Source organism: Actinoplanes sp. NPDC020271 (assembly GCF_044388125.1).
In the GTDB taxonomy this organism is placed as follows: Bacteria; Actinomycetota; Actinomycetes; order Mycobacteriales; family Micromonosporaceae; genus Actinoplanes.
In genome coordinates, this window is sequence record NZ_JBIRWQ010000007.1 from 363412 (window position 1) to 387065 (window position 23654).

Here is a 23654-nt window from a genome sequence, read left to right on the forward strand (position 1 = left end):
CTGTCACGGGGCCCGGCTTACGACGTACGGGAAACGAGGTGTTTGGGGCGGCGTAAGCCGGCTGCCCGCAGCCGGGCGGTGATCTCCCGGGACGGGACCAGCGTCGCGCCGAGCCAGAGCGCCGCCCGGAAGCGGGCCGCCGGCACGTCGTAGTGGTCCCGGTCGAAGGCCCGGCGCGGCGAGCCGAGCATCTGCGCGAACGCGTGCAACTCGGCGTAGGAGACGTCGCTGACCAGGTGTGACCAGAGGTGGCCACGACCGGGCCAGCGCGGCTCGTCGATGAGGATCAAAGGTCGAGTTCGAGCAGTTCGGTGCGGCGGTCGGCGGCGAGGCCGCGTACGTCCGGCGCGCCGACCCGCGCGGCATCCGCGGCCTGGTCGTCGGGCATGGTCTGGGATTGCCGTTCAGCGGTGACCCGGGCCTGGTAGTGCTCGACCTCGCGCTTGCGGACCGTCTCGTCCCATCCGAGGACCGCGCCCATGATCCGGGCGGCGTGCTCGGCCGATTCTGCCCCGCGATGGGTGGTCTCGAAGGAGATCCTGGTCCGCCGGGTGAGCACGTCGTCGAGGTGCAGCGCGCCCTCGGCGAGCGCGGCGTAGGCCACCTCGGCCGCCAGGTATTCCGGCGCGCCGGCGAGCGGCTCGGCCAGCGACGGGTCGGCTTCCATCATGGCCAGGAGGTGGACGGTGAGCGTTCCGTACCGTTCGAGCAGGTGCTCGACCACGCCCGTGGTGACGCCGTGGCGGCGGGCCATGTCCTGCCGGTCGCGCCAGGCCGCGGCGTAACCGTCGGCGCCGAGCAGCGGCAGCTGGTCGGTGCGGGAGGCACGGAACTCGCCGCCGAGCCGGCGGACGGCCTTGTCGATGACGTCGGCGGCCATCACCCGATACGTCGTGTACTTCCCGCCGGCGACCATCAGCAGCCCGAGCATCGGCTCGACGACGGCGTGCTCGCGGGACAGTTTCGACGTGGAGTCGGCCTCGCCGGAGAGCAGCGGCCGCAGCCCGGCGTAGACGCCCTCGATGTCGTCCGTGGTCAGCGGCCGGTCGAGCACCGCGTTGACCTGGTCCAGCAGGTATCGGATGTCGCGGGCGGACGCGGCCGGGTGGGAGCGGTCGAGCTCCCAGTCGGTGTCGGTGGTGCCGATGATCCAGTGGCCGCCCCAGGGCAGCACGAAGAGCACCGAGGTCGCGGTGCGCAGGATCAGCCCGGCCTCGCCGGTGATCGCCGAGCGGGGCACGACCAGATGCACGCCCTTGGAGGCGCGGACCCGCAGGCCGGGGCGGACGCCGACGTCGCGCAGCATCTCGGACATGTCGTCGCTCCACACGCCGGTGGCGGCGACGACGGTTTTCGCCCGGACCTCGAACTCCTCCGAGCCGGGGGACTCCAGATCCTTCACGCGGACGCCGACGACCTCGCGGGCCTCGCGCACGAAGCCGGTGACCCGGGCGCTCGTGACGACCGCGGCGCCCTGCGCAGCCGCGGTGCGGGCCAGGTTGACCACCAGGCGGGCGTCGTCCATCTGGCCGTCGTAGTAGCGGATCGCACCGGCGATCTTGTCGGCGCGCAGGCTGGGGAACAGGTGGCGGGCGCCGTCGCGGGTCAGGTGGCGGTGCAGCGGCATGCCCCGGCCACCGCCGAAGACGCCGGCGAACGCGTCGTAGGCGGCGACGCCGAGCCCGTAGTAACCCCGCTGCCAGACCCGTTTCGGCGGGCTCGCCGCCGGCAGCGGGACCAGGATCGGCACCGGGCGGACCAGGTGCGGGGCGAGCCGGGTGGCGAGCAGGCCGCGCTCGGTCAGCGCCTCGTGCACCAGGTGCAGCTCGAGCTGCTCCAGGTAGCGCAGGCCGCCGTGGATGAGTTTGCTGGAACGGCTGGAGGTGCCGGCGGCGAAGTCACGCGCCTCGACCAGCGCCACCTTCAGCCCGCGGGAGGCGGCGTCGACCGCCGCGCCGGCGCCGGTGACCCCGGCTCCGATCACCAGGACGTCGAAGTTTTCGTCACGCAGCCGCCGCAGGTCGGACGCGCGGCGGATCGGGGAGAGACGGCCGGCCGTGTAGCGGGAGACGGAGGGATCACGCACCCGTCCCACGTTAGCCCTCACCGGTGTCACCCCGGCGGAGGAATGTGGTCCGGCCCACACGTGTCATCAACGGCGGTTAGCGTGAAGATCATGCACCGCACCGGCGCCGCGGTCCTGCTGGTCTGGGCCGTCGTCCTGGCTTTCGGTGGGTTTCTGGCCGAGCGTGGTGAAGCCGCCGTCCCACCCACGTTCGCGCTGCGCTTCGAGGCGAACACCAACGGCTCGATCCTGATCCGGGGCAACACGAACCTGGTCTGCCCGACCGTCGACCCGGACTGCGCGCCGGGACGGTCCGGCACCGGGACGGCGCTGAGCAACAACGACTTCGCGATGGTCAACGCGAACGCCGACAACAGTCCGGCGACGTTCAACGACAGCACCGCCACGGTCTCGCTGCCGCCGGGCAGCACGGTCCTCTTCGCCGGTCTCTACTGGAGCTCCGACGCCACGGGCGCGCCCGTTCCGGCCGACAAAGATCAGGTCAAATTCAAGACACCCGCTTCGGGTACGGCGTGGCAGGCGCTCACCGCGGCCAAGACGTACACCACCGGCAGCGCGTACCAGGGCTTCGCCGACGTGACCGCGCTCGTCGCGGCGGCCGGGGGCGGGGTCTACGGGGTCGCCGACATCCAGGCCGGCCTCGGCGTCAACCGGTTCGCGGGGTGGGCCCTGGCGGTGGCGTACCGGAATCCGGCCGAGGTGCTGCGCGCACTGCGGGTCTACGACGGCCTGAAGACGGTGAGCGGCTCGGGCGGCACCCTGGACATCTCGGTGAGCGGCTTCGAGACCCCGCACTCGGGCACCGTACGGGCCGAGATCGGCACCGTGGCGTACGAGGGTGATCTCGGTGTGCAGGGTGATGCCCTGCGCCTCGACGGGCAACCGATGTCGGACACCGCCAACCCGGTCGACAACTTCTTCAACAGCACCGTGAGCAGCGGTGGCACCCCGGTCGGCGGGCGCAACCCGGGCTGGTCGAACCTGCTCGGCGTCGACATCGACCAGTTCGACGCGACGGGCAAGCTGGGGCACGCGGTCACCTCGGCCACGCTGACGCTGACCACCAGCGGGGACACGTACTACCCGGGGGTGGTGACGGTCGCCGTCGACCTCTACGCGCCGAAGCTGGTCACCACGGTCGCCGGCACCGACCTGGACTTCGGTGCCCTGCTTCCCGGCGATATCGTCGAGTACCGGATCGACGTGCGCAACGACGGCAACGACATCGCCGACGGGACCGTGCTGTCCGACGCGATCCCGGCGTACACCAGCTATGTTCCGGGCTCGATGCGGATCGGCGGGGCACCGGCCGCCGACGCGATCAGCGGCGGGCAGATCGCCGTCACCCTGGGCAACATCCCCTATCAGGGCGCGACCTGGGTGGTGTTCCAAGTGCGGGTCGACCCGGGCGCACCGGCCGGGTACGCGATCACCAACCTGGTGAGTCTGAGCTACACCGGTCACACCGCCGGGGTGGGCGTCTCCGGCCTGGCCGGGACGGCCGCGAGCGTGGTCGCGCCGGCGCAGTCCGACCTGGCCGCGGCACTGAGCGTGACCCCGCCCCTGATCCAGCAGGGGGATCCGCCGGCCGTCACCTACCTGGCCGTCGTGACCGACAACGGGCCCTCGACCGAGCCGGACGCGTGGGCCGAGCTGACCCTGGCGGCCGGTGGGAGCTTCGGTGTCCTGCCGGCCGGGTGCAGCTCGTTCGGGCTGGTGGCGACGTGTTCGCTCGGCCCGCTGGCCCCGGGGACCCAGGCGACGACGGCCATCCCCGCCAGCTCTCTGTCCGGAACTCTCAGGACTTACGGTTCGAGCGCGGACCCGGCGCCGGGCAACAACTCCGCCGTCGCGACCGTCACCACGAACCAGGCGCCGGTGGCGACAGCCGACCCGAACGCCGCCCCGGGGATCATCGCGGTGCTGGCCAACGACAGCGACCCGGAGGGTGGCGCGCTCACCGTCTCGATCCCGGCCCAGCCGGCCCACGGGACGGCGGTCGCCCTGGCCGACGGCACGATCTCCTACACCCCGGCCGCCGGCTGGGCCGGGAACGATCCGTTCACGTACACGATCACCGACCCGGACGGCGGCAGCGCGAGCGCACTCGTCACCGTCCGCACCCCGAACGCCCCGCCCGTGCTGATCGACGACTCGGCCGCCGTCGCCACCAACGGGACGGTCACCGTGCCGGTCCTCGGGAACGACTCCGACCCGAACGGCGACCCGCTGACCGTCACCGCGGTCAACGGCCCGGACAACGGACCGATCGCGATCGTCGGCGACACGATCGTCTTCAGCCCGTACGTGACCTTCGTCGGGACGGCCACGTACACGTATACGGTCAGTGATGGCCAGGACACGTCCACCGCGCAACTGGCGGTGGAGGTGGCGAATGCGGTCCCGACCGCCGCCAACGATCTGGCCACGACGACGTACCTGGGTGCGGTGTCGATCCCGGTGCTCGTCAACGACCGGGACATCAACAACGATCCGCTGACCGTCGTCTCGGTCGGCACCCCGGCGCACGGCACCGCGACGGTCAACGGGACGACCGTCGACTACCAGGCCGAAGCGGGCTACTCCGGCAGCTTCACGTTCGGCTACACCATCACCGACGGCCACGTCGCGTCGACGTCGACCGCACAGATCACGGTGGTGGTCGCGAACGCGCCGCCGGTCGCGGCCGACCTCGCCGACACGACGCCCTACCTGACCGCGAAGCTGCTGGACCCGGCCGCCGCCGGGACCGACCCGAACCTCGGTGACACCCTGTTCGTCAGCGGCACGACCGATCCGGCCCACGGCGTCGTGGTCCGCGAATCGAACGGCAAGGTGACCTACACCCCGGATCCCGGCTGGTCGGGGATCGACAGCTTCACGTACACGCTGAGCGACGGCCGGGGCGGCACCGGCACCGGCACGATCACGATCGACGTGGGGAACGCCCCGCCGACCGCCGCGCCCGACTCGGTGACCCGGCCCTCGGGCGTGCCGTCGACGATCGACGTGCTGGTCAACGACGACGATCCGAACGGCGACCCGCTGACGATCACGATCGACGTGGGCGCCTCGCACGGGACCGCGACGGTCAGTGGCGGGCAGATCGCCTACCAACCGGCCGTCGGGTACTCCGGACCCGACTCGCTGCACTACACGATCACCGACGGGCGCGGCGGCGCCTCCGGCGCGACGGTGACGATCGTCCTGGTCAACGCGCCGCCGACAGCCCGGCCGGACACCGTTTCCACGCCCACCGACACCCCGGTGACGATCGACCCGCTCGGCAACGACGACGACCCCAACGGTGACCCGGTCACCCGGGTCGCCTGGACCGTCCCGGCGCACGGGACGGTCGTGGCCGGACCGGGCCGGACCCTGGTCTACACGCCGGTGAGCGGCTTCACCGGGACGGACGTGTTCGGCTACTCGATCAGCGACGGGCACGGCCTGTTCGACTCCGCGGTGATCACCGTGGTGGTGCGCAACGCGCCGCCGGTCGCGGTGGACGATGCGTTCCTGGTCCGCGGCACGACGGCCCTGCCGGTGGTGGCCAACGACCACGACCCGAACACCGGGCAGGTGCTGAGCGTGCTCTCGGCCGGGCCGGCCGCGCACGGGACGGTCACGGTCACCGGGCCGCTCACGGTGAATTACACGCCCGCGCCGGGGTTCGTGACGGACACCTTCGGTTACGTGCTCACCGACGACCTGGGGGGCACGGACACCGCGACGGTCACGATCGTCGTCGACACTTCCCCGCCGCTCGTGAACCCACCGCCGACGCCTTCACCGTCACCTTCGCTGAGCCCTTCGACGAGCCCTCCGACCAGCCCTTCGACGAGCCCTCCGACCAGCCCTCCGACGAGGCCGAGCCGCTCGGCGAGTCCGGCCCCGAGCCGATCGGTGAGCCCACCCGTGGTCCCGGACAAGTCCGTGGTCACACCTCCGGGTCAGCCCGTCTCGATCGCGCTGCCCGGGACCGACGCTCTCGGCCGCCCGGTGGCGGACCGGCGGATCACCCAGCCGGCGCACGGGCGGGCGCGGCTCAACCCCAACGGGTCCGTCACCTACACGCCGGATCCGGGCTTCACCGGGGACGACACGTTCACCTACGTGATCGTCGACGCGGACGGCAACACGGCTCAGGGGACGATCGTCGTGAAGGTGCCCCGGCCTTCGGCGACGAGCCCGTCCACCGCTCCGAGTCGTCGGCCGCCGCCGGCTCTGCCCACCACGGGCGGGCCGGTGCCGAGGTGGCTGTTCACCTCGGCCGGGCTCTGCACGCTGCTCGGAGTCGCGCTGCTGGTGGCGGGGCGGGCGGCTCAGGCCGTACCCCCGAATCGTCGGGGAAAGGGGAGAAAGGGGCAGCCTCGCCAGGCTAGGCGGCGCTCTTCGCGACGGCGGTGAGCATCTCGTCGACCGAGGCGGCCGGATCGGTGACCGGGAACTGGACCTCGCGGATCGTGCCGGCCGGGTCGATCAGCATGGTCAGGCGCTTGAGCCGGTCAGCGCCGCCGGCCCGGAAGGTGGGCAGGCGCAGCGCCGTCGCGAGCCGCCCGTCGGCGTCGGAGAGCAGGTCGTAGGGCAGGCCGGCATGCTCGGCGAAGTCGTGCAGCTGGTCGGGCCGCTGGGTGCTGACGCCGCGGATCCGGGCGCCGGCCGCGGCGAAGGCGTCGTTGCGGGCCGCATACGTCGTCGTCTCCAGCGTGCAACCGGGCGCGCCCGGAATGTCGCCCCAGGCCGGCGGAAGACCCCTCGATGCCGGCGCGAACGCACCCGGGAAGCAGAACAGCACGGTCCACCCGCCCGGGTCGGCCGGCGTCACCGGCGACCCGTCCTGCCGCGGCAGCGTGATCGCCGGAAGACGGCGCCCGACCAGGGCGTGCGCGCGGCGGTGCTCGGCCGACCCGGCCGCGGCGGTGGCGGTGAGCGAGCCGTCGCCGAGCACGTAGCGATCGCCCCACTCCTGCAGCGCCAGCAGCACCGGGAGCAGGCCCCCGCCCTTGGCGGTGAGCACGTAGTCGAAGCGCGGCGGCCGGTCGATGTAGCACCGGCGCTCCAGGACACCGTGCTCGACCAGGGCGGCGAGCCGCTCGGCCAGTGCACGGCGGCTCATGCCCAGCTCTTTCTGCAGCGCGTCGAAGCGGGTCACCCCGCCGGCGACGTCCCGCACGATCAGGAACGTCCACCAGTCGGTGAGCACCCCGAGCGCCTGGGTGATCCCGCAGTCCACGTCTTGCAGGTCGACTTGCCTCACGGTCACCACTATAGTCAGTTCCATTATGAAACTCACTGCGTTCTGGCGTCTGTGGACCGCAGGCGCGACCAGCCACCTCGGCTCGGCCGTGACCGGGATGGCGCTGCCGCTCACGGCCCTGACCGTGCTGCACGCGTCCGCGTTCGAGATGGGGCTGATCACCGCCGCCACCTACCTGGCGTACCTGCTGATCAGCCTGCCGGCCGGAGTGATCGTCCAACGGCTGCCGCTGCGCCGGACCCAGGTCGGCGCCGACCTCGTCCGGGCCGTGGCCGTGCTCTCCATCCCCCTCGCGTGGTGGGGCGGCTGGCTGAGCATGGCCCAGCTGATCGCGGTCGCACTGGTGATCAGCTTCGCGACCGTGCTCTTCGACGTGGGCAACCAGACGTTCCTGCCGACGATCGTCCCGGCCGAACAGATCCAGTCGCGCAACAGCTTCATGTCCGGCATGCACGCCGCCACCCAGCTCGGCGGGCCGTCCCTCGGCGGTCTGCTCGTGCAGGTGCTCGGAGCCGCGCCGACGCTGCTGGCCGACGTGGCGAGCTACTTGTTCTCCGCGTCGCTGCTGCGCACCCTGCCCGAACGCCGCGTCGAACCGGACCGGGACCGGCCGCCCATGCTCACGCTGATCCGCGAAGGATTCCGGTATGTGGTCCGGCACCCGATCATCGGACCGTGCATGTGGGACGCCACCGCGACGAACTTCGTCTGCGGCGCGATGCTCGCCCTCTTCCCGTACTACCTGGTTCGTGAACTGGGCGCGTCACCCGGCCTGGCCGGGCTGCTGATCGCCACCGATGGCCTTGGCTCGCTGGTCGGCGCGGCGCTGACCACGTGGTTCACCAGCCGGGCCGGGACCGCGCGCGGCCTGCTCGTGGCGTCCGTCGTGGGCGTGGCCGGCGCGCTGATCATCCCGCTCGGCACCGGCGCGACCGCGTTCCTGGCGTTCGCGGCCGGCAACGTGATCTTCGCGGTCTCGACCGTGGTCCTCAGCGTGACCACCCGGACGTACCGGATGACCGCCGGCCCGCCCGAACTGCTGTCCCGCGTGATCGCCACGGTCAAGTTCGTGTCGTGGGGCGCGATCCCGCTCGGCGGCCTGATCGCCGGCGCGCTGGCCGGGCCACTCGGCGCGCGGACCACACTGCTGCTGTTCGGAGCGCTGACCGCGATCTCGCCGCTGATCTACTGGTTCTCCCCGGTCCGCAAACTCCACAACCTTTCCGACCTCGAAATCCCCACCCCCGAAACCCTTTCCCGTACGTCGTGAGCCCGCCCGCTCCACGACCCGCCCGCCGCACGACCCGCAAGCGCCGCCGCGCCGCCGTGGCCCGCACCGGCACGAGCCGTGTTCCGCCATGGCCCACACCCGCACGAGTCGTACGCGAGGGCGCGCCTCGGCCCGGTGCCGGGACAAGCCCGCGCCGGTGCCACAGGACCGGGCACACGACGTACCGGGAAATGGTCTCGGGCATGGAAAAGGCGGGCCGCCGAAGCGACCCGCCTTTCTCAGTTACTGCGTGACGGCTGGACTCAGAAGTCCATGTCGCCGCCGCCGGGGCCGGCGGGCGCAGCCGCGGCCTTCTCCGGCTTGTCGGCCACGACGGCCTCGGTGGTGAGGAACAGCGCGGCGATCGACGCGGCGTTCTGCAGCGCCGAGCGGGTGACCTTGGCCGGGTCGATGATGCCCGCGGCCAGCAGGTCGACGTACTCACCGGACGCGGCGTTCAGACCGTGACCCGCGGGGAGGTTGCGCACCTTCTCCACGACGACACCGCCCTCGAGGCCGGCGTTCACGGCGATCTGACGCAGCGGGGCGTCGAGCGCGACCTTGACGATGTTGGCACCGGTCGCCTCGTCGCCGACCAGGTCCAGCTTGTCGAACGCGGTCTTGCCGGCCTGCACCAGCGCCACGCCACCACCGGGGACGATGCCCTCCTCGACGGCCGCCTTCGCGTTGCGAACGGCGTCCTCGATGCGGTGCTTGCGCTCCTTCAGCTCGACCTCGGTGGCCGCGCCGACCTTGATGACCGCAACGCCGCCGGCCAGCTTGGCCAGACGCTCCTGCAGCTTCTCACGGTCGTAGTCGGAGTCCGAGCGCTCGATCTCGGCGCGGATCTGGTTGACCCGGCCGCCGATCTGCTCGGCGTTGCCGGCACCGTCGACGATGGTGGTCTCGTCCTTGGTGATGACGACCTTGCGGGCCTGGCCCAGCAGGGTCAGGTCGGCGGCGTCGAGCTTGAGGCCGACCTCCTCGCTGATGACCGCGCCACCGGTGAGGATGGCGATGTCCTCCAGCATGGCCTTGCGGCGGTCACCGAAGCCCGGCGCCTTGACGGCGACGGACTTGAAGGTGCCACGGACCTTGTTCACGACCAGGGTCGCCAGGGCCTCGCCCTCGACGTCCTCGGCGATGATGATCAGCGGCTTGCCCGACTGCATGACCTTCTCGAGGACCGGCAGGAGGTCCTTGACCGCCGAGATCTTGCTGTTGGCGATCAGGATGTACGGGTCGTCGAAGACGGCCTCCATACGCTCCGCGTCGGTCATGAAGTAGGCCGAGATGTAGCCCTTGTCGAAGCGCATGCCCTCGGTGAGCTCCAGCTCCAGCCCGAAGGTGTTGCTCTCCTCGACGGTGATGACGCCTTCCTTGCCGACCTTGTCCATGGCCTCGGCGATGATCTCGCCGACCGTGGAGTCACCGGCGGAGATGGAGGCGGTGGAGGCGATCTGCTCCTTGGTCTCCACGTCCTTCGCGAGCTGCGACAGACCCTCGGAGACGCTGGCCACGGCGGCCTCGATGCCCCGCTTGAGGGCCATCGGGTTCGCACCCGCGGCCACGTTGCGCAGACCCTCGCGGACCAGCGCCTGGGCCAGGACGGTCGCCGTCGTCGTGCCGTCACCGGCGACGTCGTCGGTCTTCTTGGCGACCTCCTTGACCAGCTCGGCGCCGATCTTCTCGAAGGTGCCCTCGAGCTCGATCTCCTTGGCGATGGATACACCATCGTTGGTGATCGTGGGAGCGCCCCACTTCTTCTCGAGGACGACGTTGCGACCCTTCGGGCCGAGCGTCACCTTGACGGCGTCGGCGAGCTGGTTCATGCCGCTCTCGAGGCCGCGACGGGCTTCCTCGTCGAATGCAATGATCTTGGCCATACGGCGTTGTCCTCCCGGACATCCGCGGCGCCGGGCCTCGTCGGCCCCGCCCGCACATTGAGGAAGTCTGTGGACGTCACCACCTGGCGATGTGACGTCCTCAGGCCGAGCCGGATAGCCCGCGACGACCGGTTTCGTGCCCCGGCACCGATGGCGGCGCCGTGACCGGAACCCCACCGTCCCGACCTGCTGGCACTCACAGGTCGCGAGTGCCAATCACTTGTTTAGCACTCCCGGGTACCGAGTGCAAGAAACCCCATCTTCCCGCGAAAGCCCCCGGCCCGGCCCGCAAACCCGTTAAAGATCTTCATCCCCTGGTCAGGGAACCTCCGGACCCCGGTCTCGTTTACGGCAAGAAGGTTGCTCACACCCGCCGCCGGGAGTACTCAGGACGACATGGAGAGTTGGACCGTACGCCGGATCACCCCCCACGACGCCGGGCGGATGCGCGCCCTGCGACTAGAGATGCTGGCCGACAGTCCCCTCGCCTACCTGGAGACCCTGGCCCAGGCCGCGGCCCGCTCGCACGAGGGCTACCGGCAGCGCCTGAGCATGGCGGCCGAGGGCCCGGAGCTGTCCCAGTTCGTCGCCGACCCGGGGGACGGGCCGCTGATCGGGCACGCCGGTGGCACCGTGATCCCGGACGAGCCGCTGGTAACCGTCGTCTTCTCGGTCTACCTGACCCCGCGGTTCCGGGGTGGGAAGGTGCTCGCCGCCCTCGTCGAGGCGGTCGCCGACTGGTCGACCGCGGCCGGGCGCCACGAGTTGATGCTCGAAGTGGTCGCCGGCAACGATCGGGCCGTCCGGGCGTACGAGAAATTGGGTTTCGAAGACACCGGCGTGCGCCAGCCGCATCCCACGGTGCCGGTCATGACCCAGCTCCAGATGCGCCGGCGGATCTGATGGCACCCCGGCACTGGCCCGTCGCGCGAACCGTGCTGACCGCGGCGAACGGCACGACCGGCGCCGGCCTGCTACTGGCCCTGGTCACCCGGACGAGGGTCCGTCGCGGGCGCGACGGAGTGCTGATCGCCGAGGGCTGGCGGCTGCCGATGCCCCCGGCGTCCTGCTTCACGATCGGTTCGGTGATCATCACGCGGCGCAGCGCGGAATGGCTGCTCGCCGAGGACCGGGCCGCGCTGCTCGCGCACGAGAGCCGGCACGCCGGGCAGTACGCGGTGCTCGGCCCGCTCTTCTTCCCGGCGTACTGGGTCGCATGTGGCTGGTCCTACGCGACGACCGGGTCGTGGGGTGTGCGCAACTGGTTCGAACGGCACGCCGGACTGCTCGACGGCGGCTATCCGGAGGATCTGCCGCTGCGGCCGTGGGTGCGGAGAGTTTGGTCGGGAGGACGGAACGCACAGCGCCTCCGGCCGTAGCCATTGGGTCAGCGCTGGGATCGTTGGGACCCTCGGAGATTGTCGCCAAGCTCAGGTGAGGGGCCTCTTACGGCGTCGCGTCCTCCCGCGACAAGCATCCTGCCGATCCGGAGATCGGCGCGCAAGTCCTCGGAGGAAGGAATATTCGACAACCGGCAGATGTCCGGTTACCGACAGTTATCCCAGCAGGCCGGCCTCGCGAGCACCCTTGAGGGACGGCTTGATCCGATGGGTCGGCCCGACCTCGGCGGCGATCGCGTCCAGCGTCTTCAGGCCCTCGCCGGTGTTGTAGACGACAGTCTCCTTCGCCGGGTCCAGCTTGCCGCTCTCGACCAGCTTCCTCAGCACCGCGACGGTGGTGCCGCCGGCCGTCTCGGCGAACACGCCGGTGGTCCGGGCCAGCAGCTTGATGCCCTCGCGAATCTCCTCGTCGTTCGCGTAGTCCATCCAGCCGCCCGTCCGGCGGACCGCCTCGATCGCATACGGCCCCGCGGCCGGGTCACCGATGTTCAGCGACTTCGCGATGCCGGTCGGCTTCACCGGGGTGATCACGTCGGTGTCGTTGTGCAGCGCCTCCGCGATCGGGTTGCACCCGGCCGACTGCGCGCCGAACACCGTCCAGCCGCCCTCCGGCGCCTCGGCCAGTCCGATCTCGACCAGCTCGCTGAACGCCTTGTCCACCTTGGTGAGCAGCTCACCGGAAGCCATCGGGATGACCACCTGCGCCGGGATCCGCCAGCCGAGCTGCTCGGCCACCTCGTAGCCCAGCGTCTTCGAGCCCTCGGCGTAGAACGGGCGGACGTTCACGTTCACGAACGCGGTGTCCTCGAACTCGTCCGTCTCGACCAGCTCGCTGCAGAGCCGGTTCACGTCGTCGTAGGAGCCCTCGATCGCGACCAGCTCACCGCCGTAGACCGCGGTGGTGACGACCTTGCCCTGCTCCAGGTCGGACGGGATGAACACGATGCTCGGCACCCCGGCCCGGGCCGCGTGGGCCGCCACCGAGTTCGCCAGGTTGCCGGTCGACGCGCACGAGAACCGGGTGAAGCCCAGCTCCTTCGCCGCGGTCAGTGCCACCGACACGACCCGGTCCTTGAACGAGTGCGTCGGGTTCTGCGAGTCGTCCTTGATCCAGAGCTGGCCGGTGATGCCCAGCTCGGCGGCCAGCTGCGGGGCGCTGACCAGCGGCGTCAGGCCCGGGTCGAGAGTCACCCGGGTCGCCGGGTCCTGCCCCGCCGGCAGCAGCGCCGCGTAGCGCCAGATGTTCTGCGGGCCCGCCTCGATCTGAGCCCGGGTCACCCGCGCGAGAGCGGCCTCGTCGTAGGCCACCTCGAGTGGGCCGAAACACTCGTAACAGGCATGCTGCGCGGCCAGCGGATATTCGGCACTGCACGCGCGGCAGATCAGGCCACGGGCGGGCGAGGTGGTGATAGCAGCAGGTGCACTGACGGTAGACGTCATCGAGGCCTTCCCTCTCATCTTTCCCGGCGGCGACCTGCCGCGGGGACGGAATTAGCACCTGCCGCATGCGGCCTCGTCATCGAGACATGTGCGGTGGTTGCCGGGGCTTCACAGGGCCGTTCCCTCTGCCCCTCTGGATGAGGTATTCAGTTGTTTCCCGAAGCTTACGACGAGACTTCGGTATCTCCCCAGTGAGTTCCCGATGTGTGAGCGACCTCCTTCATCGGCCGGTCCGGCTCAACCCTTCGAAGATCACGTTCAAGACCTTCATGTCCTACGTCCGCCGTGGTCGCCCTCCGCCGCTCCCGCGGGGACCCTTCCGGGCCGAGCAGGGCGCGGGGCGCCCAGAACGCTCAGCCCTCCAGGGCGACCTCCGTGGCGGGCCGAGGTCAGAGCACAAACCCGTCGACAGCCCTCGCCGGCCGCAGAGTCCCGCCCGGGCTCGCGGACGGGTCGGTCAGGAGGTGACGTCCTTGCGGGTGAAGCGGACGAACGCCGCACCCCAGAACACGACCGCGTAGATGATCGCGGAAATGGCCCCCTTCGCCAGGTCCTCGGTCTGGACCGGGGTGGAGAGCAGGCCCAACCACGCGTCGCTGTAGTGCGTGGGCAGCGCGTTGCGGATCGAGCCGAGCGCGGTGATCTGGTCAAGGATGCTGGACAGGATCCAGAGCAGGACGGCGCCGCCGACCGCGCCCAGGGCGGCGTCGGTGAGCACCGAGAGCAGGAACGCCAACCCGGCCACGACCAGCAGGATCACCGCCAGGTAGGCGAGGATGCCGAGCAGCCGCAGCACGCCCTGGCCAGGCGGGATCTGCGCCGCGACGGTGCTGCCGAGCGGATGCCAGCCGTACCGCAGGGTTCCGACCAGCAGACCGGTGCCGGCCAGCAGGAACAGGGCGAGGAACGAGTATCCCAGCGCGACGATCAGCTTGACCGCGAGCAGCCGCGCCCGCGGGACCGGGATCGCCAGCAGGTAGCGCAGGCTCCCCCAGCTCGCCTCGCTGGCCACGGTGTCCCCGGCGAAGAGCGCGAAGACCACCACCAGCAGGAAGCCGGCCGAGACGGCGAGGCAGAACAGGGCGAAGTTCAGCCCGCCGGAGGTGGCCAGGTCGACCAGGCTGCTGAACGCGCCTCCGCCGTTGTTGTCGTCGTCGCCGTTCCCGCCGCCGAACTCGAACGCCACCAGGATGATCAAGGGCAGCAGCACCATGAAACCGAGCGCCAGCTGGGTACGCCGCCGGGATGCCTGCCGGCGGATCTCGGCGACGATCGGCAGCGTGCGCGACGGCCGGTAGCCCGTCGCGGCCGAAGCTCTCGAGCCGGGGACTGCCGTCACGGAATCGCTCGTGAGCTCGCTCATCGGTCTCCACTTCCCCGGGAGTTGTCGCCGACCAGGGCCAGGAACGCGTCCTCCAGGCGGCGGCGCGGGGCCACCCGGTCGACGCCGACCCCGCCGCGAACCAGGGACGCGACCACCTCGGCCCGCGGCGTGCCGTTCATGTCCACGATCAGGCCGGACGGGCCGTCCGCGGTGACCGAGCGGACGCCCAGGCCGGTGAGGATCTCGGTGGCCGCCGGGACGTCGGTGACGTCGATGGCGACCGACGGCGACTCGCCGACGATGTCCTCGACCGGACCGGAGGCCACGATCCGGCCCTTGTTCACCACGACGGCATGCGTGCAGGTCTGTTCCACCTCGGCCAGCAGGTGGCTGGAGACGAGCACGGCGCGCCCGTCGGTGGCGTACCGCTGCAGCACCCGGCGCATCTCGGCGATCTGCGGCGGGTCCAGCCCGTCCGTCGGCTCGTCGAGCACCAGCAGCTCGGGCAGGCCGAGCATGGCCTGGGCGATGGCGAGTCGTTGCCGCATGCCGTGGCTGTAGTTCTTCGTCTTCCGGTGCACCGACGCGCCCAGGCCCGCGATCTCCAGGGCCTCGTCGAAGCGGGCGTCCTCCCACGGACGGCCGGTGGCCCGCCAGTACGCCTCCAGGTTCTGATGCCCGGTCAGGTGCGGCAGGAAGCCGGGGCCTTCGACGAGCGCGCCGACCCGGGACAGGATCTGCGCGCCGGGGACCAGCCGGTGCCCGAACACGTGGATCTCTCCCGCGGTCGGCGTGGTCAGCCCCATCAGCACCCGCAGCGTGGTGGTCTTGCCGGCCCCGTTCGGCCCGAGCAGGCCGACGACCTGACCGCGCTCGACGGTGAAGCCGATCTCCTCCACGGCGACGAACCCGTCCTTGTACGCCTTGCGCAGCCCACTGACGACCAGCGGCGTGTCCGCGAGTTCGGCGTTCACGGTGGTGACCCGCCGTCGGCGGCGCGCGCGGCGGATCAGCAGCAGGACCGCGAGACCCAGGAGCACCAGCGCGATCAGCGCGCCCAGGGCGTACCAGTAGATTGCCGCCGGCGACGCGATGGGCGTGCCCGCCAGGGTCGGCAGCGTCACCTGCCCGTCGACCGCGACGGTGTAGGTGGCCGGGGCGGCCGGCGTGAGGAACGCCTGGTCGGAGGAGGCGACGACGACCTGCAGGGTGTGGCCGGCCTCGAGCCGCCGGACGATCGCCGGCAGCGTCACGGTCACCGGCTGCGCCGCGGCGAGGTCGGTGGGCAGGCCGGTGAGCCGGACCGGGGCGACCAGCCCCGCGCTCAGCGTCGGTGTGCCGCCCTGGTCGACGTCGTAGAGCTTGACGAAGAGCACCGCCTCGCCGGTCGGTGACGCCGCCCGCAACCGCAGCGTGGGCGCGCCGGCCACGTCGATCGCGCTGGTCAGCGGCGCGGTCGCGAACGTGGCGTGCTGGCCCGGCAGATCGGTGGCGACGTTACCGCTGAGCAGCGAGGAGAGGCGGCTGCCGAGGCCGGGCAGCGACGAGATGGCGCCGGGGTTGCCGTTCGGCGGGTTGGCGATCGCCTGTGCCTCGCCGGTGACGGCCACCTGGGTGCTGCCGCTGCCGGTGATCCCCGGGTACGCCGGCGTCGAGTACCCGTTCGTCACCAGATCCCGGTCGAGCGCGCTGAAGCCGGCCACCCGCGACCAGGTGAAGTCGTCGCCGGGTGCGGCGCCCTCGCCCCTGAGGTAGTGGTCGAGCCACTGCGCGGTGAGGAACTTGACCCGGTCCTGATCCGAGCCGGGGCCGGCGCCGCCGTCGTGGCCGCCGGTGAACCACGCGACCTTGACCGGCGTGCCGGTGGCCGCGATCCCCTTGGCGTTGTAGTCCGCCTCGGAGAGCGGGAAGAGCGTGTCGACCGCGCCCTGGATCAGCAGCGACGGCGCCTTGATCCGGTCGAGCACGGTCGCCGGGCTGGACCGGCGCAGCAGGTCGAGGGCGGACTGGTCGGCGCTGCCGGTGGTGGCCATCGACAGGTAGGCGGCGCACACGTCGGCGGCGAAGCGCCCGCAGGCCGGGTTGTCCCCGCCGGAGCTGGAACCGAAGAAGACCCCGGCCCAGCCCTTCTTGAACACGCCGGTCGCGCTGGTCGACGCGGCCTGCGGCAGGAAGGCGCGGCTCAGGTCGTTCCAGGTGATCGACGGGACGATCGCGTCGACCCGCTGATCCTGCCCGGCCAGGAGCAGGGCGAGCGCACCGCCGTAGGAGCCGCCGACCACGCCGACGCGCGGGTCACCGGCGGCGTCGGTCTGCACCTCGGGACGCTGGGCCAGCCAGTCGAGCAGGCGCTGGGCGTCCTTGACCTCGTAGTCCGGACTGTCCAGGTGGATCTGGCCGGTGCTGGCGCCGAAGCCCTGCGCGGTCCAGGTGAGCACCGCGTAACCCCGGGCGGCGAGCGACTCCGCGTCGGAGCGGACCGAGTCCTTGGAGCCGCCGAACCCGTGTGCGAGCAGCACGGCGGGCACCTTGCCGGAGCGCTCCCGCGGCAACAGGAAACGCGCGTCGAGGTCGGCCGGTTGGTCGTCGGCGGGGCCGGAGCGGACGGTGATCCGCAGGTCCTGAGCCGTCCAGGCGGCCCGCTCGGGCAGCACGGCGTAGATGGTCGCGGCAGCGATCAGCACGAGCGCCACCGCGGCGGTGACCGCCCGGCGCCGGGTCACCCGGGGTAACGCAGACATGCGGCCCAACCTATCCGGGCGCGCCTGAGCACGACCTGTGAAGCGGCTCAGCAACCCTGACCGGTGGTGAACACCTTCGTCACGGTGGTGGCGACGCCCGCGGACAGCGCGGTGACCTTGTCCGCCTTGAGCTCGAAGAGCAGCGCGTTCGTACCGGACGGGACGGAGTAGCCGGTCGCCCCGCCGAGGCCGGTGACCGCGCTGCCACCGGGGTAGGCGGCCTGCACTTCGGCCAGGCTCTTGCCGATCCCGAAGCCGTCGCCGCTGGTCACCCGCAGCTGCGTCAGCTTGCCCTGGGAGAAGATCAGCGTCGGCGGGTTGAAGACGGTGGTCCCGGTCGCGGTGGCGCAGCCGCCACCGGAGTCCTTGACCGACTCGATCAGGCCGTCCGCCTCGAGGTCGGCCCGGGTCACGCCGACCGCGAACGGCCCGATGCCGTCAGCGGCGACCGCTTTCGCGTCCGAGCTCCCGGACGCGCCCGGCGCACTCGGCAGGGGGTGCTCCGCGTCGACGCTCACCTCGGTCGACGGGGACGGCGCGGCGGTCGCCTGCGCCTGCGGCAGCTTGTCGTCCTTCGGGTCGTCGCTGCAGCCGGCCAGGGCGGCGGCGAGCGTCACGGCGGTCAGTACGGCCAGACGGCGTTTCATGGACACAGTTCTTCTCCCCGTTGCCAAGGGGCGGCTGAGCTTCCCCTCGGCGGATAGCGTTGACGACCACAGCCCCAGACGATCAATCGGAGGCATCCGCGGTGGCAGATGATCTCACGCTGACCGTGACTTTGCGGCCCGCGGCCCTCGACGCCCGGCGCGGCATCGTCCGCCTGCACCCGGAGGTGATCGCCGCCCTGGGCCTCAACCAGGGCGATCCGGTACGGCTGACCGGCACCCGGGTGACCGCCGGGATCGTGGCCCGGGCCGAGTCCGGCGCCAGCCGGGCGCTGCTCTACGCCGACGACCTCACCCTCGGCAACCTCGGCATGCGCGACGGCGGCCAGGTCACGATCACGCCGATCCCGCTGACCGGGGCGCGGCGGGTGACCCTGTCCGGTCCGCCGGAGATCGTCGCCGTGGTCACCCCGGAGATGCTGCGCCTGGCGCTGCTGGGCAAGGTGGTCAGCGCCGGTGACGACGTGTCGCTGCTGCCGCAGGACGTGCTGCCGGAGCTCGGGCACCGGCTGCTGGTCGAGGCGGCCCGGCGCAGTCTGTCGAACCGGGTGGGGTATGCGTGGACCAGCGCCCTGCTCACCGTCGTCGCCGTTGAGGACACCGACGCGGCCCTGGTCACCATGGACACCGTGGTCGGCTGGCAGGACGGCCCGTCGGCGACCCCGGCCGGCCCGGTCGTGGTGCGGGTCGCCCCGGCCACGGAGACCGCCGGGGTCACCGACGAGGAGCTGACGCCGAGCGTCGACGACCTGCCCGGTCTGCGCGCGCAGGCCAAGGAGCTGGAGGAGCTGCTCGACCTCGGCTTCAACCACAAGGAGGTGCTGCGGAAGCTGGACACCAAGGTCAGCCTCGGAGTCCTGCTCTGCGGCCCGTCCGGGTCCGGCAAGTCCGACCTGGTCCGGGCGGTCGGGGCCAAGGTCGGCGCGATCGTGCACTCGGTGTGGGGGCCGGAGCTGGCGGCGCTCACCGACGACGCGGCCGCCCGGCGGCTGCGCGCGATGATCGCCGAGTTGCGCGGTGACCGCCCCGAGGTGCTGCTGATCTCGGACGTGGAGGCGCTCACGCCGAGGGAGGAGCCGGGCCCGATCTCGATCGTGTTCCGTCAGCTGCTGGGCGAGGCGATCGGCCGTGGCGTGGCGATCGTCTGCACCACCGGGAAGCCGGAGTCGGTCGACCCGTCGCTGCGCGCGCCGAACCAGCTGGCCGTGCAGATCACCGTGCCGCTGCCGGACGCCGCGATGCGCCACGAGCAGCTGCAGGTGCTGACACGCCGGATGGAGCGGGCCGACGACGTCCAGCTGGAGGACGTGGCCGGCCGTACCCCCGGGTTCGTGGCGGCCGACCTGCGGGCGCTGGTGCGGGAGGCCGGGGTGCGGGCCGCGCTGCGGCAGAAGGAGTCGGAGGCGCCGTCGGTGACGATGGCCGACTTCGAGGTCGCGCTGGACGTGGTCCGCCCCACCTCGATGGCCGAGTCCACCCTGGAGGTGGCCGCGGTCACGCTGGACGACGTCGGCGACATGGCCGAGGTCAAGGAGGTGCTGACCGAGTCGGTGCTGTGGCCGCTGAACTATCCGGACACGTTCGCCCGGCTCGGCGTCTCCCCGCCGCGCGGGGTGCTGCTCTACGGTCCGCCCGGCTGCGGGAAGACGTACCTGGTGAAGGCGATCGCCGGCACCGGCAAGGCGAACGTGCTCTCGGTCAAGGGCGCCGAGCTGCTCAGCAAGTGGGTCGGCGACAGCGAGCGGGCGGTGCGGGAACTGTTCCGCCGGGCCCGGGAGGCCGCGCCGACCCTGGTCTTCCTCGACGAGGTGGACGCGCTCGCCCCGGCCCGCGGTCAGGGCACCGACGGCGGGGTCACCGACCGGGTGGTCGCGGCGCTGCTCACCGAACTGGACGGGGTGGAGGATCTGCGCAACGTGGTGGTGATCGGGGCGACGAACCGCCCGGATCTGATCGACCCGGCGCTGCTGCGGCCCGGCCGGTTGGAGCGCCTGGTCTACGTGCCGCCGCCGGACGGGCCGGCGCGCGCCGCGATCCTGCGGGCGTCGGCACGGGCGGTGCCGCTGGACGAGGCGGTGGACTTGGACGCGCTCGGGCAGGAGTTGGACGGTTTCTCGGCAGCGGACTGCGCGGCCCTGGTGCGGGAGTCGGCGCTGGCCGCGATGCGCGATTCGCTGGAGGCTTCCACGGTCACCCTGGCGAACGTGAATGCCGCCCGCAGACGCATCCGCCCGTCACTCGACGCCGCGCAGGTCGCGTGGTTGGAGACGTACGCCGAAAAACGCCAGGCCTAACGGCGGCGAGTGCGCGCCCGGGTCGATCGCAGTCGCCGCAGGCGGCCGATCAGCACGGGGTCGTGCTCCAGGGCCAGCGGGTTGTCGAGCAGGGCGTTGAGGAGCTGGTAGTACCGAGTCGAGGAGAGCCCGAACGCATCCTTGATGGCCTGCTCCTTGGCGCCGGCATGTTTCCACCACTTCGCCTCGAACGCGAGGATCTGCTCTTCGCGTTCGGTGAGTGCGGGCGCTTCCGCGGCCGGCTCGGGCGAAGGCTCCGGGACGCGGGGCGCGGGGATGTGCTGCTGCTCCTCGACCGGCTGGTCACCGGCCGGTTCGGCGGCGGGTTGCATGGCACTCCCCTGACGAAGGACATCGGTCGCTGCAGATATTTACGCGGAGATCACCAGCATAATGGCCGCCGGCGATCCCCGCGTACGCTACCTCAGGTGATGTCTCGCCTACGGATCGTCCACATTGCGACACCCACAATGATGATTGACACCGCGGCGAACAGGCTTCCCGCCATCTCCCAGGTGATGGTCAACGTCGGCTGCTCACACCCCTGAGTGGCGGAGAAGTCACACGGCGCGTTGTAGTCGGTGATCTCGTAGGACTTGGCCATCCAGGCACCGATCCAGGCCGGCAGGAGATACGCATCGTAGAACCGGGCCTGGGCCAGCTCCAACACGATGGCCAGGCCGAACTGGAAGATCACGATCACGCCGATCGCCGCGCCCAGCGCCGCCGCGGTGTGCCGCCCGATCGACGCCACGCCGAATCCGATCATGCCGGCCACCAGCACCAGGCCCAGGCCGCGCAGCCCGGTCAGGCCGAGCGACTGCCAGGCGCCCGGGGTCATCTCCTCGGTCGTCCCGCGCAGCGTCGCGATGAGCCAGAACAGCCCGGTCCAGACCGCTCCGGTGACCACACTCAAGCCGAACAGCCAGGTCAGCAGGGCGGACAGCTTGGTCGACAGCACTCGCAGCCGTTGCGGCCGCCAGAGCAGCAGGTTCATCATGCCGCCGCTGTTCCACTCGGCGCCCACGAAGGACGCGCCGATCACGAACGCGACCAGGGCGAGCAGCGCCGCCCAGGCGATCACCATCGCCGGGAAGTCCTGGCGGAAGTTGAACTGCGGCGTCAGGAACTGGTCGGAGGAGATGTCCTCGCGGGCCGGCCCGGTGATGCTGTCGCAGTCCCCGCCGAAGTCCGCCGGGTTCTTCTTGCAGTTCACGCGCGCCTGCTCGGCATACCGGAGCTGCTCCTGGTAGTCCTGATCGGCGGCGGCCTCGGCGGCCGCGCGGGTCTGCGCTGTGGTCTTCTCGTGCGTGTAGGCCGTGCCGCCCGCGATCAGGCCGAGCACCACCAGCGCGATGATCACGAAGGACCTGGTGAAACGGCGCTTCGACAGCCGGCGGGTCTCCGCCCGGAACAGGCTCACTGACCCCACCCGCCCTTCGCGACGACCTGATCGACCTGCCGGTTCGCTCCGTCGACCGGGGCGGTGCCGGTGAGCTCCAGGAACACGTCCTCGAGATCGGCCGAGACCGGGGTCAGCTCGGAGACGTAGATCTGCTTCTCGGCAAGCAGCTTCGTGATCTGGGCCGGGTTGCTCGCGTTCCCCACGGTGAAGTGGTCCTTCTCCATCGTGATCGCGGCTCCGGCGCCCCGCAGCAGCTCCGCGGCGCCGAACAGGTCGACGCCCGGCTCCAGGCGCACCCGCACTGTCGAGGAGGTGTGGCTGGCCAGCACCTCGGAAACCGACCCGGCGGCCACCCGCCGACCGGCCGAGATGATCGTCACCGAGTCGCAGATCAGCTGGATCTCGCCGAGGATGTGGCTGGACAGCAGCACGGTCATCCCGGAGTCGGACAGATCCCGCATGAGCGTGCGCATCTCCCGGATGCCGCCCGGGTCGAGCCCGTTCGCCGGCTCGTCCAGGATCAGCAGCTTCGGCTCCTTGAGCAGTGCGGACGCCACCGCGAGCCGCTGTTTCATGCCGAGCGAGTACGTCTTGACCCGCTCCTTGGCCCGATCCCGCAGCCCGACCAGTTCGAGCACCGCCGGCACCCGGAGCTTGTGCACGCCCCCGGCATCGGCCAGCAGCGACAGGGTCGTCTCGGCGGAGAAGTTCCCGAAGAACTGCGGACTCTCCACGATGGCCCCGACCTGGCCGGCGACCTGCGGCAGGTGCTGCGGGACGGGCTGGCCGAGGATCGCCATGCGGCCGTCGTTCGGCTTGATCAGGCCGAGCAGCGTACGCAGGGTGGTGGTCTTGCCCGATCCGTTCGGGCCGAGGAAGCCGTGCACCTGGCCGGCCTCCACCACCATGTCGAAGCCGTCCAGCGCCTTCCGGACACCCTTGCGGCTGCGATAGGTCTTCCGCAGCCCTGATATCTCGAGTACGGCGGTCATCGCCGCACCTTAAGTGATCAGTGCCAATCCCGGGAGGTCAGCGCGGACCCCATGACACCGGGCTCAGGCGACGATGACCTCGACGCCGGCCTCGCGGAACGCGGCAACGGTCGACGGGGACGCCCCGGAGTCGGTCACCAGGGTCTCGATCCCGGTGATCGGGCAGATCCGGGCGAACGCGTGACTGCCCAGCTTGGACGAGTCGGCGATCACCACCACCCGCTTGGCCCGGGCGACCATCAGGCTGTTCATGGCGGCCTCGCCCTCGTGGTGGGAGGCCGCGCCGAGTTCCACGTCGAGGGCGTCGACGCCGAGCAGCGCGATGTCGAGCGTGACCTCCTTGAGCAGCGCCCCGCCGAGCGGCCCGACCACCTCGAACGACTGTGGGCGGACCACGCCGCCGGCCACCACGATCTTCATCCGGGAGCGGACGAGCAGCTCGTTCGCGATGTTCAGGGCGTTGGTGACGACGGTCAGCTGGGAGCCCTCGCCGCCGGCGTTCAGGTCGGGGCGGACGGCCAGGGCGCGGGCGACCTCGGTGATCGTGGTGCCGCCGTTGAGGCCGACGACCGTGCCGGGGGTGACCAGGCGGGCGGCGGCCTCGCCGATGCGCTGTTTCTCGGCCGAGTGCTTGGCGCTCTTGTAGCGCAGCGGCAGGTCGTACGACACGCCGTTGGCGACCGCACCCCCGCGCGTACGGGTGATCATCTGCTGCTGTGCGAGCTGGTCGAAGTCGCGCCGGATGGTCGCCTGCGAGACGTCGAGGCGCTCAGCGGCCTCCTCGACGGTCACCCGGCCGCTCTCCGTGAGCAGCTCCAGCAGGGCATTCCACCGCGCGTACCGGTCCACCCAGACTCCCCGATGCACGTTCCATGATAAGTGTGTGCACAT

General features: G+C 71.2%; 17 protein-coding genes and 1 riboswitch. Of the genes, 5 read left to right on the top strand and 12 right to left on the bottom strand.

Features of this window, described 5'->3' with window-relative positions:
- Positions 1-17 precede the first annotated feature (17 nt).
- Positions 18-290, bottom strand: a complete 273-nt coding sequence (locus ACH442_RS19115) for a DUF4031 domain-containing protein (RefSeq protein ID WP_396339339.1) — start codon at positions 288-290, stop codon at positions 18-20.
- Entirely contained in the window at positions 287-2086 is a 1800-nt protein-coding gene (locus ACH442_RS19120; RefSeq protein WP_396339340.1) for a glycerol-3-phosphate dehydrogenase/oxidase, read from the bottom strand. Before ACH442_RS19120 ends, ACH442_RS19115 begins: the two co-directional genes overlap by 4 nt.
- A gap of 90 nt (positions 2087-2176) precedes the next feature.
- Between ACH442_RS19120 and ACH442_RS19125 the strand changes: the two genes are divergently transcribed.
- Complete coding sequence (locus ACH442_RS19125; RefSeq protein WP_396339341.1) at positions 2177-6496, top strand: Ig-like domain-containing protein; 4320 nt, start codon at positions 2177-2179, stop codon at positions 6494-6496.
- Here the strand turns inward: ACH442_RS19125 and ACH442_RS19130 are convergent.
- Positions 6468-7370, bottom strand: coding sequence for a redoxin domain-containing protein (locus ACH442_RS19130; protein WP_396339342.1), 903 nt, complete (start codon positions 7368-7370; stop codon positions 6468-6470). The two genes, ACH442_RS19125 and ACH442_RS19130, sit on opposite strands and share 29 nt — an antisense overlap.
- A 1-nt stretch (position 7371) precedes the next feature.
- Here ACH442_RS19130 and ACH442_RS19135 point away from each other — a divergent pair, with 1 nt between their 5' ends.
- A complete protein-coding gene (locus ACH442_RS19135; protein WP_396339343.1) occupies positions 7372-8616 on the top strand; it encodes an MFS transporter in 1245 nt (414 codons plus the stop codon).
- Positions 8617-8879: 263 nt separating this feature from the next.
- Here the strand turns inward: ACH442_RS19135 and groL are convergent, their stop codons facing one another.
- Positions 8880-10502 carry a chaperonin GroEL gene (gene groL, locus ACH442_RS19140; protein WP_396339344.1) on the bottom strand — a complete coding sequence of 541 codons (1623 nt, stop codon included), beginning with the start codon at positions 10500-10502 and terminating at the stop codon, positions 8880-8882.
- A gap of 396 nt (positions 10503-10898) precedes the next feature.
- On the opposite strand from groL, the gene ACH442_RS19145 reads away from it, so the two are divergent.
- Both ACH442_RS19145 and ACH442_RS19150 read left to right on the top strand, forming a co-directional pair.
- The gene (locus ACH442_RS19145) at positions 10899-11405 is read left to right on the top strand and encodes a GNAT family N-acetyltransferase (protein WP_396339345.1); all 507 of its coding nucleotides are present in this window, start codon (positions 10899-10901) and stop codon (positions 11403-11405) included.
- Positions 11405-11881 (top strand): hypothetical protein, encoded by a 477-nt coding sequence (locus tag ACH442_RS19150; RefSeq protein WP_396339346.1) that lies wholly within the window; start codon positions 11405-11407, stop codon positions 11879-11881. The genes ACH442_RS19145 and ACH442_RS19150 overlap by 1 nt, the downstream gene beginning before the upstream one ends.
- Positions 11882-12058: 177 nt before the next feature.
- Here ACH442_RS19150 and thrC read toward each other — a convergent pair whose 3' ends face one another.
- The 4 genes from thrC to ACH442_RS19170 all read right to left on the bottom strand — a co-directional run bounded on the left by thrC (position 12059) and on the right by ACH442_RS19170 (position 18054).
- A complete protein-coding gene (thrC, locus tag ACH442_RS19155) occupies positions 12059-13342 on the bottom strand; it encodes a threonine synthase (RefSeq protein ID WP_396339347.1) in 1284 nt (427 codons plus the stop codon).
- A gap of 11 nt (positions 13343-13353) precedes the next feature.
- A riboswitch (SAM riboswitch) is annotated at positions 13354-13486 on the bottom strand.
- Between the two features lie 313 nt (positions 13487-13799).
- Complete coding sequence (locus ACH442_RS19160) at positions 13800-14705, bottom strand: ABC transporter permease (RefSeq protein ID WP_396339348.1); 906 nt, start codon at positions 14703-14705, stop codon at positions 13800-13802.
- The gene (locus ACH442_RS19165; protein WP_396339349.1) at positions 14702-17407 is read right to left on the bottom strand and encodes an alpha/beta fold hydrolase; all 2706 of its coding nucleotides are present in this window, start codon (positions 17405-17407) and stop codon (positions 14702-14704) included. Before ACH442_RS19165 ends, ACH442_RS19160 begins: the two co-directional genes overlap by 4 nt.
- A gap of 47 nt (positions 17408-17454) precedes the next feature.
- Positions 17455-18054: a hypothetical protein gene (locus ACH442_RS19170; protein WP_396339350.1), complete on the bottom strand. Its 600-nt coding sequence runs from the start codon at positions 18052-18054 to the stop codon at positions 17455-17457.
- Between the two features lie 101 nt (positions 18055-18155).
- Here ACH442_RS19170 and ACH442_RS19175 point away from each other — a divergent pair, with 101 nt between their 5' ends.
- A complete protein-coding gene (locus ACH442_RS19175) occupies positions 18156-20366 on the top strand; it encodes an AAA family ATPase (RefSeq protein WP_396339351.1) in 2211 nt (736 codons plus the stop codon).
- Here ACH442_RS19175 and ACH442_RS19180 read toward each other — a convergent pair.
- The 4 genes from ACH442_RS19180 to ACH442_RS19195 form a co-directional block, all read right to left on the bottom strand.
- The gene (locus ACH442_RS19180; RefSeq protein WP_396339352.1) at positions 20363-20698 is read right to left on the bottom strand and encodes a DUF3263 domain-containing protein; all 336 of its coding nucleotides are present in this window, start codon (positions 20696-20698) and stop codon (positions 20363-20365) included. The two genes, ACH442_RS19175 and ACH442_RS19180, sit on opposite strands and share 4 nt — an antisense overlap.
- Before the next feature lie 92 nt (positions 20699-20790).
- The gene (locus ACH442_RS19185; protein ID WP_396339353.1) at positions 20791-21789 is read right to left on the bottom strand and encodes an ABC transporter permease subunit; all 999 of its coding nucleotides are present in this window, start codon (positions 21787-21789) and stop codon (positions 20791-20793) included.
- Complete coding sequence (locus ACH442_RS19190) at positions 21786-22763, bottom strand: ABC transporter ATP-binding protein (protein ID WP_396339354.1); 978 nt, start codon at positions 22761-22763, stop codon at positions 21786-21788. Before ACH442_RS19190 ends, ACH442_RS19185 begins: the two co-directional genes overlap by 4 nt.
- A gap of 63 nt (positions 22764-22826) precedes the next feature.
- A complete protein-coding gene (locus ACH442_RS19195; RefSeq protein WP_396339387.1) occupies positions 22827-23612 on the bottom strand; it encodes a DeoR/GlpR family DNA-binding transcription regulator in 786 nt (261 codons plus the stop codon).
- Positions 23613-23654: the final 42 nt, after the last annotated feature.

Excerpts from the sequence above, each read along its gene's own strand:
- ACH442_RS19125 (WP_396339341.1), top strand. The coding sequence starts at position 2,177 with ATGCACCGCACCGGCGCCGCGGTCCTGCTGGTCTGGGCCGTCGTCCTG.
- ACH442_RS19130 (WP_396339342.1), bottom strand. The coding sequence starts at position 7,370 with ATGGAACTGACTATAGTGGTGACCGTGAGGCAAGTCGACCTGCAAGAC.
- ACH442_RS19135 (WP_396339343.1), top strand. The coding sequence starts at position 7,372 with ATGAAACTCACTGCGTTCTGGCGTCTGTGGACCGCAGGCGCGACCAGC.
- groL (WP_396339344.1), bottom strand. The coding sequence starts at position 10,502 with ATGGCCAAGATCATTGCATTCGACGAGGAAGCCCGTCGCGGCCTCGAG.
- ACH442_RS19145 (WP_396339345.1), top strand. The coding sequence starts at position 10,899 with ATGGAGAGTTGGACCGTACGCCGGATCACCCCCCACGACGCCGGGCGG.
- ACH442_RS19150 (WP_396339346.1), top strand. The coding sequence starts at position 11,405 with ATGGCACCCCGGCACTGGCCCGTCGCGCGAACCGTGCTGACCGCGGCG.
- thrC (WP_396339347.1), bottom strand. The coding sequence starts at position 13,342 with ATGACGTCTACCGTCAGTGCACCTGCTGCTATCACCACCTCGCCCGCC.
- ACH442_RS19160 (WP_396339348.1), bottom strand. The coding sequence starts at position 14,705 with ATGAGCGAGCTCACGAGCGATTCCGTGACGGCAGTCCCCGGCTCGAGA.
- ACH442_RS19165 (WP_396339349.1), bottom strand. The coding sequence starts at position 17,407 with ATGTCTGCGTTACCCCGGGTGACCCGGCGCCGGGCGGTCACCGCCGCG.
- ACH442_RS19170 (WP_396339350.1), bottom strand. The coding sequence starts at position 18,054 with ATGAAACGCCGTCTGGCCGTACTGACCGCCGTGACGCTCGCCGCCGCC.
- ACH442_RS19180 (WP_396339352.1), bottom strand. The coding sequence starts at position 20,698 with ATGCAACCCGCCGCCGAACCGGCCGGTGACCAGCCGGTCGAGGAGCAG.
- ACH442_RS19190 (WP_396339354.1), bottom strand. The coding sequence starts at position 22,763 with ATGACCGCCGTACTCGAGATATCAGGGCTGCGGAAGACCTATCGCAGC.